20 protein-coding genes are annotated in these 18,028 nt (G+C 42.8%); 8 read left to right on the top strand and 12 right to left on the bottom strand.

The genetic code is table 11. From position 1 onward, the window contains the following. Positions 1–82: 82 nt before the first annotated feature. Complete coding sequence (locus RMO35_RS16050) at positions 83–658, bottom strand: Uma2 family endonuclease (protein WP_309742329.1); 576 nt, start codon at positions 656–658, stop codon at positions 83–85. 139 nt (positions 659–797) lie between these two features. On the opposite strand from RMO35_RS16050, the gene RMO35_RS16045 reads away from it, so the two are divergent. Beyond that, positions 798–2,603, top strand: coding sequence for a bifunctional serine/threonine-protein kinase/formylglycine-generating enzyme family protein (locus RMO35_RS16045; protein ID WP_309742328.1), 1,806 nt, complete (start codon positions 798–800; stop codon positions 2,601–2,603). Between the two features lie 61 nt (positions 2,604–2,664). On the opposite strand, the gene RMO35_RS16040 is transcribed toward RMO35_RS16045, so the two are convergent. From RMO35_RS16040 to RMO35_RS16030, 3 genes are all read right to left on the bottom strand, one after another. Further along, entirely contained in the window at positions 2,665–3,153 is a 489-nt protein-coding gene (locus tag RMO35_RS16040; RefSeq protein WP_309742327.1) for a DUF4079 domain-containing protein, read from the bottom strand. Positions 3,154–3,321: 168 nt separating this feature from the next. Continuing rightward, the gene (locus tag RMO35_RS16035) at positions 3,322–3,957 is read right to left on the bottom strand and encodes a helix-turn-helix transcriptional regulator (RefSeq protein WP_309742326.1); all 636 of its coding nucleotides are present in this window, start codon (positions 3,955–3,957) and stop codon (positions 3,322–3,324) included. 89 nt (positions 3,958–4,046) lie between these two features. Further along, the gene (locus tag RMO35_RS16030; protein WP_396135077.1) at positions 4,047–4,520 is read right to left on the bottom strand and encodes a Dps family protein; all 474 of its coding nucleotides are present in this window, start codon (positions 4,518–4,520) and stop codon (positions 4,047–4,049) included. Between the two features lie 191 nt (positions 4,521–4,711). Here RMO35_RS16030 and RMO35_RS16025 point away from each other — a divergent pair, with 191 nt between their 5' ends. From RMO35_RS16025 to RMO35_RS16015, 3 genes are all read left to right on the top strand, one after another. Beyond that, positions 4,712–5,614, top strand: coding sequence for a shikimate dehydrogenase (locus tag RMO35_RS16025; protein WP_309742325.1), 903 nt, complete (start codon positions 4,712–4,714; stop codon positions 5,612–5,614). Between the two features lie 74 nt (positions 5,615–5,688). Further along, positions 5,689–5,958, top strand: a complete 270-nt coding sequence (locus RMO35_RS16020) for an MbcA/ParS/Xre antitoxin family protein (protein ID WP_309742324.1) — start codon at positions 5,689–5,691, stop codon at positions 5,956–5,958. A 144-nt stretch (positions 5,959–6,102) separates the two neighbouring features. Then, positions 6,103–6,342, top strand: coding sequence for an AbrB/MazE/SpoVT family DNA-binding domain-containing protein (locus RMO35_RS16015; RefSeq protein ID WP_309742323.1), 240 nt, complete (start codon positions 6,103–6,105; stop codon positions 6,340–6,342). A gap of 75 nt (positions 6,343–6,417) precedes the next feature. Here the strand turns inward: RMO35_RS16015 and RMO35_RS16010 are convergent, their stop codons facing one another. Next, positions 6,418–6,669, bottom strand: a complete 252-nt coding sequence (locus RMO35_RS16010) for a hypothetical protein (RefSeq protein ID WP_309742322.1) — start codon at positions 6,667–6,669, stop codon at positions 6,418–6,420. A 330-nt stretch (positions 6,670–6,999) separates the two neighbouring features. Between RMO35_RS16010 and RMO35_RS16005 the strand changes: the two genes are divergently transcribed. Then, positions 7,000–8,211: a DNA sulfur modification protein DndB gene (locus tag RMO35_RS16005; RefSeq protein WP_309742321.1), complete on the top strand. Its 1,212-nt coding sequence runs from the start codon at positions 7,000–7,002 to the stop codon at positions 8,209–8,211. 97 nt (positions 8,212–8,308) lie between these two features. Then, the gene (gene dndC / locus RMO35_RS16000) at positions 8,309–9,862 is read left to right on the top strand and encodes a DNA phosphorothioation system sulfurtransferase DndC (RefSeq protein ID WP_309742320.1); all 1,554 of its coding nucleotides are present in this window, start codon (positions 8,309–8,311) and stop codon (positions 9,860–9,862) included. On the opposite strand, the gene RMO35_RS15995 is transcribed toward dndC, so the two are convergent. From RMO35_RS15995 to RMO35_RS15980, 4 genes are all read right to left on the bottom strand, one after another. Then, a complete protein-coding gene (locus RMO35_RS15995) occupies positions 9,859–10,728 on the bottom strand; it encodes an MBL fold metallo-hydrolase (protein WP_309742330.1) in 870 nt (289 codons plus the stop codon). The two genes, dndC and RMO35_RS15995, sit on opposite strands and share 4 nt — an antisense overlap. A gap of 96 nt (positions 10,729–10,824) precedes the next feature. Next, the gene (locus RMO35_RS15990) at positions 10,825–12,159 is read right to left on the bottom strand and encodes a metallopeptidase TldD-related protein (RefSeq protein WP_309742319.1); all 1,335 of its coding nucleotides are present in this window, start codon (positions 12,157–12,159) and stop codon (positions 10,825–10,827) included. A gap of 292 nt (positions 12,160–12,451) precedes the next feature. Beyond that, complete coding sequence (locus tag RMO35_RS15985; RefSeq protein ID WP_309742318.1) at positions 12,452–13,378, bottom strand: LysR substrate-binding domain-containing protein; 927 nt, start codon at positions 13,376–13,378, stop codon at positions 12,452–12,454. A gap of 130 nt (positions 13,379–13,508) precedes the next feature. Next, positions 13,509–13,733 carry a helix-turn-helix transcriptional regulator gene (locus RMO35_RS15980; protein ID WP_309742317.1) on the bottom strand — a complete coding sequence of 75 codons (225 nt, stop codon included), beginning with the start codon at positions 13,731–13,733 and terminating at the stop codon, positions 13,509–13,511. 100 nt (positions 13,734–13,833) lie between these two features. Between RMO35_RS15980 and RMO35_RS15975 the strand changes: the two genes are divergently transcribed. Together RMO35_RS15975 and RMO35_RS15970 are read left to right on the top strand one after the other, a co-directional pair. Next, on the top strand, positions 13,834–15,027 hold the full coding sequence (locus RMO35_RS15975; protein WP_396135683.1) for a DNA cytosine methyltransferase: 1,194 nt from the start codon (positions 13,834–13,836) through the stop codon (positions 15,025–15,027). A 452-nt stretch (positions 15,028–15,479) separates the two neighbouring features. Then, positions 15,480–16,361 carry an endonuclease NucS domain-containing protein gene (locus tag RMO35_RS15970; RefSeq protein ID WP_309742315.1) on the top strand — a complete coding sequence of 294 codons (882 nt, stop codon included), beginning with the start codon at positions 15,480–15,482 and terminating at the stop codon, positions 16,359–16,361. 22 nt (positions 16,362–16,383) lie between these two features. On the opposite strand, the gene RMO35_RS25395 is transcribed toward RMO35_RS15970, so the two are convergent. The 3 genes from RMO35_RS25395 to RMO35_RS15960 all read right to left on the bottom strand — a co-directional run. Beyond that, on the bottom strand, positions 16,384–16,629 hold the full coding sequence (locus tag RMO35_RS25395) for a DUF4926 domain-containing protein (protein WP_396135024.1): 246 nt from the start codon (positions 16,627–16,629) through the stop codon (positions 16,384–16,386). An 18-nt stretch (positions 16,630–16,647) separates the two neighbouring features. Next, the gene (locus RMO35_RS15965; RefSeq protein WP_309742314.1) at positions 16,648–16,980 is read right to left on the bottom strand and encodes a DUF6883 domain-containing protein; all 333 of its coding nucleotides are present in this window, start codon (positions 16,978–16,980) and stop codon (positions 16,648–16,650) included. Between the two features lie 75 nt (positions 16,981–17,055). Continuing rightward, on the bottom strand, positions 17,056–18,028 hold a 973-nt coding region (locus RMO35_RS15960; protein ID WP_309742313.1), incomplete at its 5' end, for a cobaltochelatase subunit CobN.

Raw genomic sequence — 18,028 nt, 5'->3', positions numbered from 1 at the left:
TATTTACAATTGCAGATAAGCCAATTATATCCGAGCAACTATCGATCGCAAGCATAAGTCAAAATTATCGGTAGCGAATTAGCTACGCTCTCAATAATCTTTGGATATCGACGATCTTATCTGGAAACGATCGCGGCTGGATCGTACCATTAGTAAAGGTCAATTTTTCACAATACGTTCCATCTACTAAATCTCGAAAAACTTTTAATTCGGTAGTTTGCAGATTGACTACCCAATATTCGAGGATTCCTGCTGCTGCATAGATTTCTTTTTTCAATCCCAAGTCTTTCTTGATGGTAGTATTGGCAAATTCAATCAACCAAAAGATATTTTCAGGATAAGGATGGTGTTCTAAATATATCGTACCCAGTGGTTGCACGATGGCAATGTCGGGCACAGGTTCCGAATCATTTGGTAAAGTAATTGGCTTGGCATCGCGGATTTTCGCTCTAGCTCCTAGCAACTCACGCAGATATTCGGCTACCTCAGTGTTGTAGTAAGCATGGGATTCTCCTTCTGGAGACATAACAATAATTTCGCCCTGTAAAAGTTCTACCGATTGTTGGGATAGCCCTTGCGAAAGAGCATCATCGAGTAGCCCCATCTCAATTAGTTGATGATATCGATCGATCGACCATTTATAAGCAGTAATAGTCATATACTTACCAGCTAATGTCCCAAATCTAATTTAACATCACGCATCCCGATCGAACTGACGTTATGTTCTAGCTCAAGGGGCATACTAACTTTAGTAAGACGCCCACCGCTAAATTTTCCGCATCGATATCTCGCCAGCTATGAGCTACTGTATCAATCCTCTCTGCCCCGCTCCTACTAAAAATAGCCATGACACCAACTTTTGTCTGGCTTGTGGAGCGAGACTGTTCCTCAAGGATCGCTATCGCGCTCAAAAGCTACTAGGGCAAGGTGGATTTGGGAAGACTTTCAAAGCAGTAGATGAATACCAGTCAAATCAGCCGCTGTGCGTTATCAAACAGTTTTCTTTTAACAGTGACAACGCGAAAATTCGGCAGACTGCGCTAGATCTGTTTTATGAAGAAGCAAAGCATCTGGAGACATTGGGGAAACACGCACAGATTCCCGAACTGTTTGCTTATTTTGATATTAAAGGGCAACCATATTTAGTCCAGCAGTTTATCGATGGGCAGGATTTACAGCAGGAAGTAGTTCGAGATGGAGCTTTTAACCAGCATCAAATTCGGGAATTATTATTCTCGTTACTACCAGTTTTAAATTTCTTACATCATCAGTCGCCGCCAATTATTCATCGGGATATTAAGCCAGCAAATATCATCCGTAGGCAAAGCGATCGATTGTTGGTATTAGTAGACTTTGGGGCGGCGAAACAGGCTACTCAAACGATGCTTGCCAAGACGGGAACTGTCATTGGTAGTCCTGAATATGTGGCTCCAGAGCAAGTCCGAGGTAAACCAGCCTTTGCCAGCGATATCTATAGTTTGGGTGTGACTTGTATCTATTTATTGACTCAGGTTTCGCCTTTCGATCTGTTCGATTTGAGTCAGGATGCTTGGGCTTGGCGTGATTATTTAGTCGATAACATTGTTGATGAAAGCTTGGGTAAGATTTTAGATAAAATGATTGCCAATGCCTTGTCTCAGCGTTATCAATCGGCAAGTGATGTGTTAGTCGCATTAGGTACACATCGAGCTGCTGCAAAAGTTGCTGGAGTTCGAGATCCTGTTGCTGTAAATATCGATCGACAAGCAAAAATTTCGCCAGAATCAATCGCCAGACAGCAATCTCAGCCTCACGATCGCATTAACATTCCCGAGCTACAACCATTTGGATTTGAGACGGCACGATTAGTTAGCAGTAAAACTTTGTGGGGTAGTAATAAGTTAATAGTCAAAAAATCTTCAGGGCAAGCCAATCGCTTCTTTGAAGAATTAAGTGGTGGCGTCAGGCTACAAATGGTAAATATTCCAGCCGGAACTTTTATGATGGGCGCGCCGGAATTGGAAGACGGTAGTAGTGCCGCTCAACGACCGCAGCATCGAGTCAGCGTACCTTCATTCTACATGGGCAAAAACCCCGTAACACAGGCTCAATATGAAGCGGTGATGGGAAGTAACCCCGCGTATTTTCAGGGCGGCGATCGACCTGTAGAGACGGTTTCCTGGCATGATGCGATCGAGTTCTGCCAGAAATTATCTCAATTAACCGCTCGTCACTACCGACTCCCTACCGAAGCTGAATGGGAATTTGCCTGTAGAGCGGGGACGACGACAGCGTTCTATTTTGGGGAAACAATTAGTCTGGAAGTCGCCAACTATCGCAGTGAAGAAACTACCCTCGTGGGGAGTTTTCCCGCTAATGGCTATGGGCTAGATGACATGCACGGAAATATCTTGGAATGGTGCGCCGACAATTATCATGGTAGCTACATAGGTGCCCCCGCAGATGGCAGTGCTTGGGCTAATGAAGCTAACCCCACCCGTGTGTTGCGAGGGGGTTCCTGGTACAGTAAGCCGAGCTATTGTCGGAGTGCAGCGCGGATCTATTACCAGCCCAATCATCGCTGCTCTTATTTTGGGTTTCGGGTAGTTTGCGATCGATCTTAGGTTTAGGTGCGTTACCCTTTGTAATAACACACCCTACGGTATTTCGAGCGGGTAAAGTAGTCTAGATCGACAAGCCCAATCTCAAGCCCATCATGGCATGGACGACCATTAATACCAAGATTCCACTCCCAAAGTAGGCGTGGACTTTCCTCAGTTCGGGCTTATTACCGCCGAACCCGGTGAAGGAAATTAAGCTATTAATCGTCAGAAAAGTCAGCAGTAAGGTAGCTGTCAAGAAGTGAGGACTAGACATCACGGCATGTTTTTGGATGACTAATGACAAGACTCCGCCAGTCGCTCCAAATGCCATGAAGGCAAACATCGCTGGCATGATTTTCCGATGCTCGGACTTACTTTCGATCGCGGTTTTGGGATCTGTCGCCGTCAAAATACGTCCTTTCCAGCCAGCATAGGCACCATAGCCACCCATCGCAAACATGACGATACTCATAAAGAACGGATGTCCCCAGTGAGTCAGTGCTTCGGGAAGATTGAGGGCGCGAAATTGACTGGCTAGCGGTTCTAATAGTTCTGTTAAATTTTCGCCCATGATACCTGTCCTACGATCTCTAAAACTGTGTCAATCGCCATTGTACAGGGGAGTTATCGATCGAGCCAAGTAGATACGTCAGGAGATAGGGGAACCAAGGTAAAAACGTTTGCTGACACCGTACGGTTAATGGGTAGTTAAAACCGCTGCTAGGATCCAAATCTAAATTTAAATACTAACTTTGGCTCTAAATATCAGCTTGTCACTTTGTCGATAGCCAACATATCGAACGGTAACTAATTCATCTGGATTTGCCATGCCTTCGATTAATTGATGCCAGCGCGGCTCGTAACTAATCTGTTCGCCGATCTCACCAATTACTGTGACATTCCACTGCTGAATTAATAGATCGATCGATTTTAATAATGGGAAAATTTTACTTGCGGGAAAATCGGGATTATTCATGGCGGCAGCTTTAGCCGCTGGAAAGTAAGTTAAAAAAGACTCGATCGTCTGTAAACTTTGAAATTGAAATTCAGCTTCGAGGGTTGCTCTCTGTTGGTTAAATTGCTGCTGGAGATGTTGATATTCTTGCTGGAGGGTTGCTAATTCTTGGCGATCGGCTGTAGAGTTAGATTGCCCGTCAAAGGTGGCGATCGCTTCGGTGACGGAGATCCGGAGAATGCTGGCGATTTTGACTAATGTTTGCCAGCGGATAGTGCCTATTTCACCCGATCGTAATTTACGAATAGTGCGATCGGAAGTTCCGGTTGCTTGATATAACTGCTTAAAACTCATAATCCCGACTTGCTGCATTAATGCTTGCAATTGCAATGTCCGGTCTAATTTTCGATCTTTACTCATTTAAAATAGTCACTAGATACTTCGCAAATAGGTAGGGGTAATTCATGAATTACCCCTACCTATTTGCGAAGCAGATTGGCGATAATTACTTAACTATCTAACAAGCTTCTGAGCATCCAAGCAGTTTTTTCATGTAGTTGTAACCGTTGGGTGAGTAGATCGGCTGTCGGTTCATCGCTAGCTTTTTCGGCACTAGGATAAATCGATCGAGCCGTCCGACAAACTGCTTCTTGTCCTTCAACGAGGAGTTTAATCATCTCCGTGGCTTTAGGTACGCTAGTTGTTTCGGGAATCGAGCTGAGTTTGGCATATTCGCTATAACTGCCAGGTGCGGGAAATCCTAATGCCCGAATCCGCTCGGCAATCAGATCTACTGCTAAAGCTAGTTCGTTATATTGAGTTTCAAACATCAAGTGGAGAGTTTGAAACATTGGCCCCGTAACATTCCAATGAAAGTAGTGAGTTTTCAAGTACAAAGTATAAGTATCTGCTAATAGTCGAGACAACCCACCCGCGATTTCCTCGCGAGTATCTGCATCGATTCCGATATCTACTTGCATCATTGTTGCTGGTGCTCCTGAAAATATTTACCAATCCCTACTTACTATTCTACTCGCAATTTTATCTAGACTGGCGATCGCGTTGACTCAGTATGCGCTCTACTCATTTGCCAAGCGCAATCTCCGCTCGCTGCTAACACTTTACCTACAAGCTTGAGTTAATCTAGAAAGTAGCGTTTTTACTAGTTCGAGCAATGCCCAAAATTACTGGTGCTACAAAGTTATTAGGTGTCATCGGCAATCCAATCTCGCATACCCTCTCGCCGCTGATTCATAATGCGGCAATCGCCAAGCTAGGTCTAGATAACTGCTACGTGCCATTTTGCGTCCAGCCAGCTCATCTAGCCGCTGCCTTAGATGGCTTTGCCAGCATCGGTGTCATCGGCTGTAGCGTCACCATTCCGCACAAGCAAGCGATTATGCCCCTCTTGGTGCATGTTACCCCGTTGGCACAAGCCGTAGGTGCCGTAAATACGATTTGGCATACCCCCGCTGGCTGGCAGGGTACAAATACTGACGTAGCTGGATTTATCAGCCCGCTCATGGCACTAGCACGAGACTGGGGACAGACAACGGCAGTAGTCTTGGGAAATGGGGGCGCAGCTCGCGCGGTAGTCGCAGGATGCCATCAGTTAGGCTGCGGTAAGATTCAGGTATTTGGTAGAGATGCCGCTAAACTTGAAGAGTTCAAGTCGAGTTGGCAACAGATCGAACTTAGAGTTAGTAATTGCGACATTCACACACCTGTAAAGATCGAGACTTGTCTGTGGGATGAGTTAGCAACTATTAGCGATCGCGATGATTTATTAATTATTAATTGTACGCCGATCGGGATGTCTCCCCACATCGAAAATAGTCCGATCGGTGCTGAATTTTTCCAAACAATCGGTGCTAATTCGATCGCTTACGATCTGATTTATACACCCCGTCCGACTCGGTTTCTCCAACTAGTACAAGCCGCTGGATTAGTCTCGATCGATGGTACGGAAATGTTAGTTCAACAGGGAGCCATTGCTTTTGAATTATGGTTTCAACAGCCAGCTCCTGTAGACATTATGCGCCAAACTCTAATCGAACATTTAGATAGTCGGTCTTAATTATGCCTAACTGTTTAGAGTTATAATTAATTGAAAATAAGATTCAACCTAACTACTCAAGTAGATTTAAATATATGTCTGAAGCTACTATTACAGCAGATATTAGTGCTATTAAATCTCAACTGGAGACAGAGATTAGCAAATATCAAGCGGAAATTTATTTACGGCAAGCCAAAATTCATGCTCTAGATGTCTTTGGCGATAGCGATACAGTTGAAAGTTGGCTGATAGAAAAGAACCCCGCCTTAGATGGCGTTACTCCGGCTACGCTATTAGATAGCGCAGCCGGATTAGAACAGGTAATCGATTTGGTTAATGCCATCAGACACGGTGTATACATGTGAGTAAGATTAATCAATCGTCCACAGCTTTTTAATTTTGATATCCGCATGTGGAAATAGAATTGACATCATCGATATCCGCGTTGCGACAACCCACATCGGTTTACAAGGATATGCCCATAGGATAGGATAAACTAAAATATTGATATGACTGAGATTGTCAATAAGTGGGGTAATAGCTTGGGAGTGAGAATTCCTCAGCCTGTAGCAACCGAGATTGGTTTGACTGTTGGTACAGAAGTAAATGTCGAAGTAGTCAACAACAAGATTGTAATCTCGCCAGTTAAGAAAAAGTATCAACTTGAGGACTTGCTAGTTGGCGTTACGCCCGAACTAATTGGTGGTGAATACGATTGGGGAAAACCTGTTTGCAAATTGTCTGATTGAACTACCACTGCGGGTCTAATTTTGGCTGTAACTAGATCGGAATTGGGGAAAAGTACTAAGACAACATCGCCTTGTTTATAGCTGGGATTTGGCGGCATCATAATTGTCATAAATACTCATCTCTGGACTGTCCCAATCATCAGCAAAAGTAGTCAAGCTATTGCGTAATGATTCTGCTTGCGATCGATCGATCCCCCGCGCAGCTAGCTCGACAGTAGTATCTTCAATAAAAGTTACAATTACCTTAGTCTCTTGGGCAACATTGCTAGGCAAACTCTTTAGCTCGATGCGACCGTCTCGATAAACGCCTTCTAGAGTAGTTAACATTTTTCTTACCTATAAGCTCCCAGCATTTGCCGTAATACATCAAGTGTACCAAAGTTTTCAGAAAACATAGTAACAACATCAGGTTCCTACTACTACGAATGGAATACTGTCGCCATGCCAACTCTGAGACTAGATGAGCGAAAATAATCAGATAGTTACAGGCTCTAAACTCTAGGTACGCCTAAACCACGCATATCATTACTGATTTAGACTGATAATTTAGTATTTTCGGCTAAAAATTAGTCATTCAGCCCAAAAATGGACTGATTGTCTTGACAATTGCTATTTTCATGAGATATCGTTATGGTTACTCACACAGGACTAACCATCATGGACAGTAAATCTCCTAATACCAATGTAATTTTTCTAGAGACTGAAAGAGATGCACTCGATCAGGCGACTCGGAGTGCCGCGACTTCTGGCGCGAGACTATTCATCTGTCATGTCTACGAACAAGGCAATCGAACGCACTTAGCATTTTCGCTATCGTTAAAACTACTTCTCGAAATTGCAAAGTTAAATAGTGCAGATGGTAAAAAAAATAAGTCCAATGCAGAAGAGATGATGAATCGACCTCTAATGCAGCCTCATGTTAAAGAAATAGCAAAGTATCTGGTAAATACAGAGGCTTATATCTTACCCCCGTTTATTTTCAATTCGGATACTCCAATCAAAGTGTTTGCATTTGGGAGTGGATCTGTTAAGTTTGGATATGCCGTAATTTCTAGTGACGTATTGTTATATGTTACTGATGGTCAACATCGACTTAAAGCAATTGAAAATGCAGTAATAGAAAGACCAGAGCTATATAATGATAGTGTGACAGTCCTAGTCGTTCAGGAAGAGGATCTGGAGCAAATTCATCAAGATTTCGCTGACTGCTCTAAGAATAAGCCTATTCCTCCAGCATTAAGGGCATCATTTGATGTTAGTGATTTTCTATCTAAAATTACTCGCGACCTTACCAAACAATTAGATATATTCAAGGGTAGAATCGATAAAATATCAACTACGGTTGGTAAAGATGTTAATTACATTTTTACTATGAGTCAATTAAGAGTTGGTGTGTCTGAATTTTTATTTGGAACGAGTAATAAGAATTTAGATTCATATACAGTAGAAGATTTGGCGGTATACAAAGCTTCTCTTGAAAAAGCTAAGTCTTTTTATCTTGAGTTTGCCAGAAACAATACTACCTGGAGCCTGTTATTCCAGCCGCCATCTCAATCTAATAATTTATTAAACTTTTACAATCTGCGTCAAGAGAGAATTGATTTTAATTCAGTGGGTTTTATAATCATTAGTAGAATTGGGCATTTAATTTTATCTGAAAATAATTTTACAGAAGAGAAAAACTCAATCTTAATTAAGGCGTTAGCTAATTTAGATTATCGACGGACTTGTAGCTTATGGGAAAATAGCGTGGTGATTGATGATGATAAAGGTGGTAAAAGAATAATTGCACAGAGAGCAGCAATTAATAAAGCCATCAAAGTTGCAATCTCTGAAATTGAAAGACAAACAGGAATTAGCCTAAATTAATACCGAACCTAATTATTGATATAATGTAAATAGGTGAGGTGAAAACATCTCATCTATTTGCATTATTGCAAAATTGTATACTCAGAGACTACCTTGTATGGCAGAAGCTACCACACTACCACTCGAACAGCGCAGTGTCGCAGATTTCATAGAAGATGTTAGTAAGTTAACTGTTGAAATCCAAGAGCTTTACTGCATTGATAGTATTCCCTGGATTTTAGGTGTATCTTGGGGAAAAGATTCTAGTACTATTTTACAGCTTGTCTGGAATGCGATCGCTACATTACCGATAGAAAAGCGTAAAAAAAAGGTTTATGTAATTACTACCGATACGCAGGTAGAAAATCCGATAGTATCTAATTGGGTTCGCCGTTGTATCGAGCAGATAAAAACTCAAGCAGAACTACTTCAACTGCCGATCGAGGCGCATCTACTCAAACCAGTAGTTAAAGATACGTTCTGGAGTAATTTAATTGGCAAGGGTTATCCTGCACCTAGAAATGGGTTTAGATGGTGTACCGATCGATTAAAAATTAATCCTGCTAACCGATTTATTCGTGAAGTAGTACAGGTAAATGGTGAAACTATCTTAGTTTTAGGTACTCGCAAAGCTGAAAGTAGCAAGCGTGCGATGACAATGAAAAAGCATGAGAAAAATCGAGTTAGAGATTATCTCAGTCCTAATGCCCGTCTCCCTAATTCATTAATTTACAGCCCGATCGAGGATTGGCGGACTGATGAGGTGTGGATGTATCTGATGCAATTTCCCAATCCTTGGGGTGGCAATAATCAGGATTTATTTACTCTCTATCGAGGTGCGACTGCCGATAATGAATGTCCCTTAGTCGTCGATACATCTACCCCTAGCTGTGGCGATTCGCGCTTTGGCTGCTGGGTGTGTACGCTCGTGAGCAAAGATAAATCGATGGAGGCAATGATTCAGAATGATGAAGACAAAGAATGGTTGCAACCATTATTAGATATTCGTAATGAATTAGATATTCATGACGATCGCGACAAGCGAGATTTTCGGCGGATCTATGGTAAGGTCGAACTATTCGAGCGTAAGTCTAAAGAAGATAAAGAAGTAACTGAAGTAGTGCCAATCCCAGGGCCATATACTAAGTTTTGGCGCGAACATTGGTTGCGGCGGGTACTGGAGGCGCAGGTACAAATTCGACAAACTGCACCGCTAGATATGCAGGATATTACGCTGATTACTGATGAAGAGTTAGGCGAAATCAGACGAATTTGGTTAGAGGAAAAGCATGAGTTTGATGACAGTTTACCCCGAATTTATGAGGAGGTAATGGGCAAGACTTTTCAAGATAATCGTATTCAAGAAAAGAAATTATTAGGTGGGGATGAGTGGTCGATTTTGGAAGAAATCTGTAGTGATGATGCTATGCACCTGGAATTGATGGCAAAATTACTCGATACCGAACGTCAACATGCGACCAAATCACGGCGGGGGGTTTTTGAAAACCTCGAAAAGTGTTTTGATAGTAGTTCGCGATCGAAAGAAGAGGCAATCGCAATCGCACATGAAAAGCGCGATCTCAAGGAGGCGGCGAGTCAGGGTAATGTCGATAAGGTTAAACAATTGACTTGGGCGCAAATGAAGTTTAAAAGTGAGGAGGAAACTGATTAATTAGCGATCGATACTTGATCAGTAACTAAGATTTTCATCCCTTCACGGGCGACGATCGATCCAGCAAAAGTCTGTTGTGATTCTACCTCGATCGCGTCCATAAATTCATCATTATGATTGGGATCGTGATGAAAAATAACTAGCTGTTTGACATTAGCAGCTCGGGCAATTTTGACACCTTCTTGCCATGTCGAATGTCCCCAGCCGACTTTACTAGTTTGGGGATGATGGTACTCGGCATCGGTATACATCGAATCATAGATTAAAACGTCAGCGCGATCGGCTAATGCTAAGATATTGCGATCGAGTCTGTCTGGAAAATGCTCGGTATCGGTAATATAAGCCACAGCATAGTCTCTCCAGCTCACGCGATATCCCATCGCGCCGCCGGGATGGTTTAACATGCCTGTCGCGATAGTTACATCGCCCAATTTTATCTCGTCGTTATAGTCGAGATTGTGAAACCGTAAATTTGCCCCCATTACCTGTAATGGTACGGGAAAATTGGGCTGATTCATCTGATCGTGCAATCGGTGTTCGATCGTCACGCCGTGGGGAATTACACCGCCGTAAATATCAAATTCATTTCCCTCCATGAATGCGGGGGAAAAGAACGGAAATCCCTGAATGTGATCCCAATGGGAATGGGAAAAAAATAGATGTCCGCTGACGGGAAGATGACTGAGTAAGGATTGCCCGAGGACGTGAATCCCGGTGCCCGCGTCAAAAATTAGCCGATAGCCACCGACTAACATTTCCACGCAGGGCGTATTCCCGCCGTACTTGACTGTGGCGGTTCCCGGACAAGCAATACTGCCGCGTACGCCCCAGAAATGAATGATAAATTGGTCTTCTGGTGTGGACATGGGATCGGTTGGTAGCTTAGCGATCGTCGGGACATAAGTTATTATGCCCACAAAAAGGAGGTTCGCTCGTGAGCTGCCAAAAATTGCGGCTTTGGCTCAGAGTGTATAGGTAAAATCCTCGACTAGTAATCCAGGTACCCAGCTACCGCCGAGTTGCCGACGACTATAGGTATCGACATCGGGAATAAATTCCACACTATTTGTCAATGCCATCAGGTTATCGCCCCAACAACGGTAGAGACTCTCATCAAAGCGTAAATTGGCGATCGGCGCAACGATCTCGCCCCGTTCGACCCAGAAACAGGCATAGCGAGTCATCCCAGTTACTCGACCAGTCGGTCGATCGCTCCAATTGAGATAATGGAGATTGGATAAGTATAATCCTGTATCTAAACTTGCTAAGATCTGCTCTGGGTGGAGATCTCCGATGCCGATCTCTGCCGAGCGGAGGGATTCGCCGCGATTTGCGCCATTGGCGGGTTTTTGATATTCTTTAGCGGTACGAGCATTAACGAGGGTATTTGCCAATTTACCTCGATCGATCAGCGTCAGGTTCGCTGGGGCAATTTCGCCCAGTTCGTTAAATCGCGGTACCAATCCCCGTTGGAAATTTTCCGAAATCGTCAATTGGGATGAGAGCGATTGTTCGCCGCGTTGCAGTGCGCCAAAACAGCTTCTACCCTGCTGCAAAGCCGCCTCGCTAATTCCTCCCCAAGACAGCATCCCTAACAGGTCGGCAGTCGCCGCTGGAGCTAGGTAGGTGCGATATTTGCCCCGCTCGATCGTTTTTAATGGTTGCTCTAACCGAGTGAGTTGATTTTTAGACTCGGTAATTTTCGCTTGGTAAACCGCATCATCCCAGTGACTGCCAGCTAAAGTACCTTTGACAGCTTGCCCGGTACTGGTAAATAGCGAGTAATCGAGTGTATATGACTGGGTAGCAAACCAGTGTTTTTGCCCGCTGCTATCGGCATAACCGCGCATCACCACTCCGCCAGCATATAAACCCGTGAAGTCCAGATTTGCTACCACTGGCAACAAAGTAGTTACTACTTCGGCATCTGGCAATAGTGTCCCAGCATGTACCTCATGACTGGTAGCCGTCCCCGTGGGCAATACTAAATAAGGATCGATGGGTAACTGCGGCACTTCTAAACGCAGCGATGCCAACGCGGCACGAGCTTGGGCCAGATCGATTTCTGAGTCGCCAGTAAAGGGGAACTCTACCGAACTACTCCGCTGCTGGGCAATCAACTTTAGTTGGAGACTCCCATCGGTGACGATGCCTGTCTGGCGCACCTTGGCATGATTGAAGCGAGTAAATTGACTGACCTCACCCTGCAAGCGTAATGTAAATTGTTCGTCTGCCTGGAGGCTCTGGATTAAGCCTGCCAATACCCGGTCGAAACTAGCTTCTAATCGATCTATCACAGCAATTCATTTAGTAAGTGGATCGGCTCTCGATCGCTCAATTCTTAAGTTAAAGACTGAGTTGAGAAGTATATATTCTCAAGTATATAAATATTATTGGCAATTGTTGGCAGATCGAGACTTGAATGGTAAATTATTTAGACAAGAAGTTAATTAACTTCACTTAGGACATCAACTGAAGTTTAATTTCAATCTCATTAAAAATAGAGTAGTACTTCGATCGCGATCTCAGATATCAGTCTAGGATAAAATCATAGCAAATATTCTTAATTTGGCAATATAAATCTAGTACTCATTTGCCGATTATCTCGTGCATCTTATTGGCGATCGCTTGTGACTCCTGCTGGAGAAAATCAAAGAAAGTACTGGCAACAATGGACAATTGCTTATTATCAGGATAGATAATATACCAATGACGCTCGATCGGGAAATGTTGAACATCCAAAATTGTCAAGCCAGATAGCGCCGCTTCGTGTGTAAAGGTATGTTGGGATAGTACCGAAATCCCTAAACCTACACCAATTGCTTGTTTGATTGCTTCATTGCCGCCTAGTTCCAGCCGTACTTTTACCGATACCCCATGCTTAGTTAGGAGCTGTTCGACAGCATCACGGGTACCCGAGCCACGTTCGCGCATGATGAATGGTTCGTTTTGTAACTTGGAAATCGGGATATTTTTTTCTTGAGCGAGGGGATGGGTTTTGGGGGCGATGACTACTAAGGGATTTTCTAAAAATGGATGTAACACCACATCTAAGCGATCGGGAATTTTACTAATAATATAAAGATCGTCCAGATTTTCACTCAATCGCTCTAGCACCCGTTCGTGATTGGTGATTTCTAAGGCAACATCTACACCAGGATAGAGTTGACAAAAAGGCGCGATCGCGCGCGGCATAAAATATTTAGTAGTAGTGATCGTTGCCAGTTTGAGTTTACCCTGCTTCAAACCTTGAAAGTCGGTAATTTTCATCTCAAACCGAGACAATTCATTAAAAATTTCGCGACAGGTAATTAATAATTCCTGTCCGGCTTGGGTGAGATAGAGCTTTTTACCGATTTGCTCGAATAGCGGGATGCCAATGTTTTGAGTGAGCTGCTTGATTTGCATCGACACGGTTGGTTGCGTCAAAGATAACTCCTCTGCTGCCCGAGTAATACTAGTTAATCTCGCAACAGTTTCAAATACTTTTAATTGATGGAGTGTAGATTGACGCATCTAAGTTAATTAATAATTGACAATCCATCGAGCTGTAACTGGCGATCGGTTCGACTTCATCAAGCTATCTTAGCTTGGAACCATCCGACAAATTTAGCATATCTGCCGAGGCTAGCGGTTAGGATTTTGATTAATCTTCGCCATCGTCGAGATCGGTCAAAGAACAGTCTAAAATACGACATAGCAAAACTACCTGTCTAATTGTCAATCTAGGTTCACTGCGTCCTTGTTCCCAGTTACTTACCGTCTGGTCTGTTATTCCCAATGCGTAAGCGATATCCCTTTGAGATAGATTGTGCTGTTTGCGGAGACTGACGATGCGTTGGCGTAGCCTCTCAGAGTGAGAATCGGTCAATCCCATACTCGATCACAAATTAATTTAGATAAAATAACTTGATATACCCTAAACTAATTTGTAATAATCTTAACTCATAACCTCCTTCATTAGGCAGATGATGAAAATTTTCTCGTTCTTTGCTGGTATTGGCTTCCTCGATCTAGGCTTTGAAATGGCTGGCTTTGACATTGCCTATGTTAATGAGATCGAACCATCATTTTTAGGTGGCTATCAGTACTCGCGGAGTCAGATGAAATTATCACAGCCAGAATATGGGTACGATCTGTGTAGTGCGGCTACTTTACTTGAACCAGAGAAGGCAGCGAAGTTTAGAGATTTATTAATTGACGCAAAAAAGGACGGTTCTCCGATCGGGTTTATCGCTGGGCCACCTTGTCCAGATTTTTCAGTTGGTGGCAAGAATAGAGGTGGTGGGGGAGAAAAAGGTAAATTAACAGAGACTTATGTCGAACTTATCTGTCGATATCAACCAGATTTCTTTTTGTTTGAAAATGTTAAAGGTTTATGGTCTACTGCTAAACATCGATTATTTTACGATCGAATGCGATTAAGACTAGAACAGAATGGATATTTGATTACAGATAGTCTGATTAATGCTTTAGAATATGGCGTTCCTCAAAGTAGGGAAAGAGCAGTCGCTATTGGATTTAAAGCGGATTTAATACCAATGAAATCGAGTCAGGAATTAGGGTCTCAATTTTCATGGGATAGAAACAAATTTTTTTCGATAGAGAAGATCCAGTCCTATCCTTGGTCTAAAACAGATCCATTTGGAGAAAATTTATCTTTAACTTGTCCTACTGGAATACCTGTCAATTTAACAGTACAGCATTGGTTTGAAAAAAATGATGTAAATCATTATCCTAATAGTCGGCACTGTTTTACACCTCGTGCTGGACTTGTTAGATTTTTATCTGTGCTTGAAGGTGATGATTCCAAAAAATCCTATAAGCGTTTACATAGATGGAGATATTCACCTACAGCTTGTTATGGAAACAATGAAGTTCATTTACACCCTTATCAAGCAAGAAGAATATCGGTAGCAGAAGCTCTAGCGATTCAATCACTGCCTCCTGAATTTGAGTTGCCAGCGGACATGTCTCTTACTGATATGTTTAAAAGTGTTGGAAATGGTGTACCATTTTTAGCTGCAAAAGGACTAGCAATGACAATAAATAAGTTTTTATCTGATAATTTTAGCTCGAATCGATCGACAACTATAAATCCAAGTTATCGTTTTCAAACTCCTCATCTGAAGCAACAGCTTTTCCCTCTCGATCTCGTTCGATAATTTCCTCATATCTTTTCCAGTATTCATCTAATTGACTACCGCATGTTATATTGACTTCAGAATCTATCGCTCGCTCTGTATTACTAGTGTTCATATTTTCTTTGAGCCATACTTTTAACGCACTTCTCGTTCGATTCGATCGACAATATCGAGGAATGTCAATCCATCGATATTGAGAGTGGGATAAATAGCCTCGAATTCATCATTTTTCCTAATTGCCATCGAGCGCAGTTACTTTATAGCTGAGTATTAGATTCAGCTTAATTTAGCAGGTTTTGAGTACCATTGTGGCGATTTTAACTCAAAATCGATCGAGTCTAGTATGCACGTATCTCAACTCTAATATCGCGCCAAGATCGAGATTTTTACAAAAGCGTAAACCTCTTCTGTTATCTTTGCAACTACAAATGGGAATACTAGCTATATTATCGATCGAGATCCCGATTTGCGCTGTGAGTATAATAATTAAGAAAAAAGATGGCGGATTTCAGTTTAAAAGTGAGACAGAGCTTGAAAACTTTGTGTATATCCACTTAGATAAACTGATAAACCTATCACCGATCGCTAGACAGTATCGAATCGGCACTGAGATTTGTGATGCTTTAGCAACTGACGAGCGCAAAAGATTGACTATTATTGAGTTGAAAAATGCCGAGGATAGATATATCGTTCAACAACTCACGAGATATTATCATGGGTTAATAGAGCGGAAACCCAAATTAGATGGAATAGATTATCAAAAGCCAGTCAAACTAATTGCGATCGCGCCATCATTTCACACACACAACTTTGTAGACAAAGTATATAATAAACTGGACTTTGAATTTTTTACTTTTGACTTAACAGTCAGCCAGTCAACAGGAGATATATTTTTTGAGTTAACTAATGCCGATACAAAGAAAAAACACATAGTACAAATTCCAGAAATTAAGCGTAGCAAAGTAGCAAAAGGGCTGGAAGCTGTAAAAGCAGAAATTAATTATGATGAAATGATTGATTACTATATGAGGCTTAGTTACTCATCTAAATTAGGTTTAGATCCATTGAGTCCCGAGCAGTTGAGAGATCGATCGATAAAGTACACAACAAAATGTACTAAAGAATTTAAGATAAATATCCAATTCATTAAAAAATCTGAAACAACGCAAAAATCTGTGAGTGTAAAGTTACCAGCAAAGATTCGAGTTGCAGATTTTCTTCAATGGTGCGATCGGTACATCAATGGTGGGATTGAAGGTCGTGGATACAAACATCGATACGTTCATAAAACTCGCGCTGGTGTATTTAGAATAAGACTCTGGTTTTATGATGTTCAATACTATGCGATTAACTAATTGAGACGAAGCTGTAACTAATTTACCCAACATTAGCCATCAATCTTACTGTAGGTCTATCTGCACTCGAGGGACTGCGTAAACAACTCATGGGCAAAGTTACGATCGCGACTGTATTTCCTAACATATCGAAAAATTCGACACTATAGCCAGTCTCTAATCCATCAACATCATGTCTTTCTACTACTGTCCCAATATCACCTACAGATAGGCTTTCTTCGGGGAGATCGCACAATAAAATTACATCTGAGTAAAGAGGGAAATCCATATTATTCTCCAAATATAACTAGTCAGGAACTAAAGTTATGAGCCGAGGGAAGTCGGTATTTATATCTATTTGCCAAACTGTTTTGACAAATAGCAGTCGTTCGACCGGGGTGATAAGATTAGCACTAATTTGATACCTGGTACCATAGGCAGTTTCGGTGATTAGATTGACATCTTCAGTTAAATGAAATCTGCGGATATCCGTTTCTAGCTGCTGCCAGTTCTCGATCGAATAACCAAATTGAATTAGTAACTTTGCCTTGGCTCCAACACGTTTGTGCTCGGTGTTGAGTAAATATTCAGTTAGTTTAGATGCTTCTATTACTGCTCGATCGCTGTTGGGAATTTTCATTCTCACATAATTTGATGCTAGCACGCATAAAAGTAAGGACGCTAGTAGAATAGCGTCCTTAACTTAAATCAGAGATTACTCAACACCCTCAATCCGGTCTTCAACCTCCTGATAGAGGTCGCGGAGCATATCGAGATTCTCTTGACTCGTCTCCCAATAACCGCGCCCATTCACCTCAAGGAGCGTCGAGACGATCTTGCGGAACGAGTTGGGATTTAGATCCATCAACCGTTTACACATTTCCTTATCCTTGATAAAGGTGTCATTGGTTTCTTCGTATACCCAATTATCCACCGCACCAGCCGTTGCACTCCAACCGCTGGTATTCACCAAGCGTTTCGAGAGTTCGCGGACGCCTTCATAGCCGTGAGAGAGCATTCCCTCGTACCATTTGGGATTGAGTAACTTGGTACGAGCGTCAAGGCGGACAGTCTCGGAGAGGCTGCGAACTTGAGCGTTGGCGGTAGTGGTGTCAGCAATGAAGGAAGAGGGCATTTTGCCGTCATCTCGGAGCTTGGCGACGATTTTGGTGGGGTCTGAGTCGTAGTAATGGGATACGTCGGTCAGACTGATCTCGGAGGAGTCGAGGTTTTGGAAGGTGACTTCGGCAGTTTTGAGGGTGGTTTCAAAGATTTGACGAGCGTTGTCCATCACGCCGGGGTTGTCGGAGTTGAAGGCAAAGGATTTGCGGTTGAGATACATCTCTTGCAATTCGCCTTCATTGTCCCAGGTACCGTTTTCGACGGCGAGGTTGACGTTGGAGGAGTAGGAGCCGGAGGCGTTGGAGAAGACGCGGGTGGCGGCTTGTCGCAGGTTGATGCCCATTTCTTCGGCTTGGGCTAAGGCGTGTTTGCGGATGAAGTTCATTTCCAAGGGTTCATCGGCTTCGGCTGCCATTTTCACGGCTTGGTCGAGGAGGTTCATCTGGTTGATGAACAGGTCGCGGAAGACACCGGAACAGTTAATGACGACGTCGATGCGGGGACGACCGAGTTCTTCGAGGGGGATCATGTGGAGTTTGTTGATCCGACCGAGGGCATCGGGAACG

Source organism: Chamaesiphon sp. OTE_20_metabat_361, from assembly GCF_031364565.1.
The sequence above is the reverse complement of the archived record's forward strand: the minus strand, read 5'-3'. Positions and strand labels throughout refer to the sequence as shown.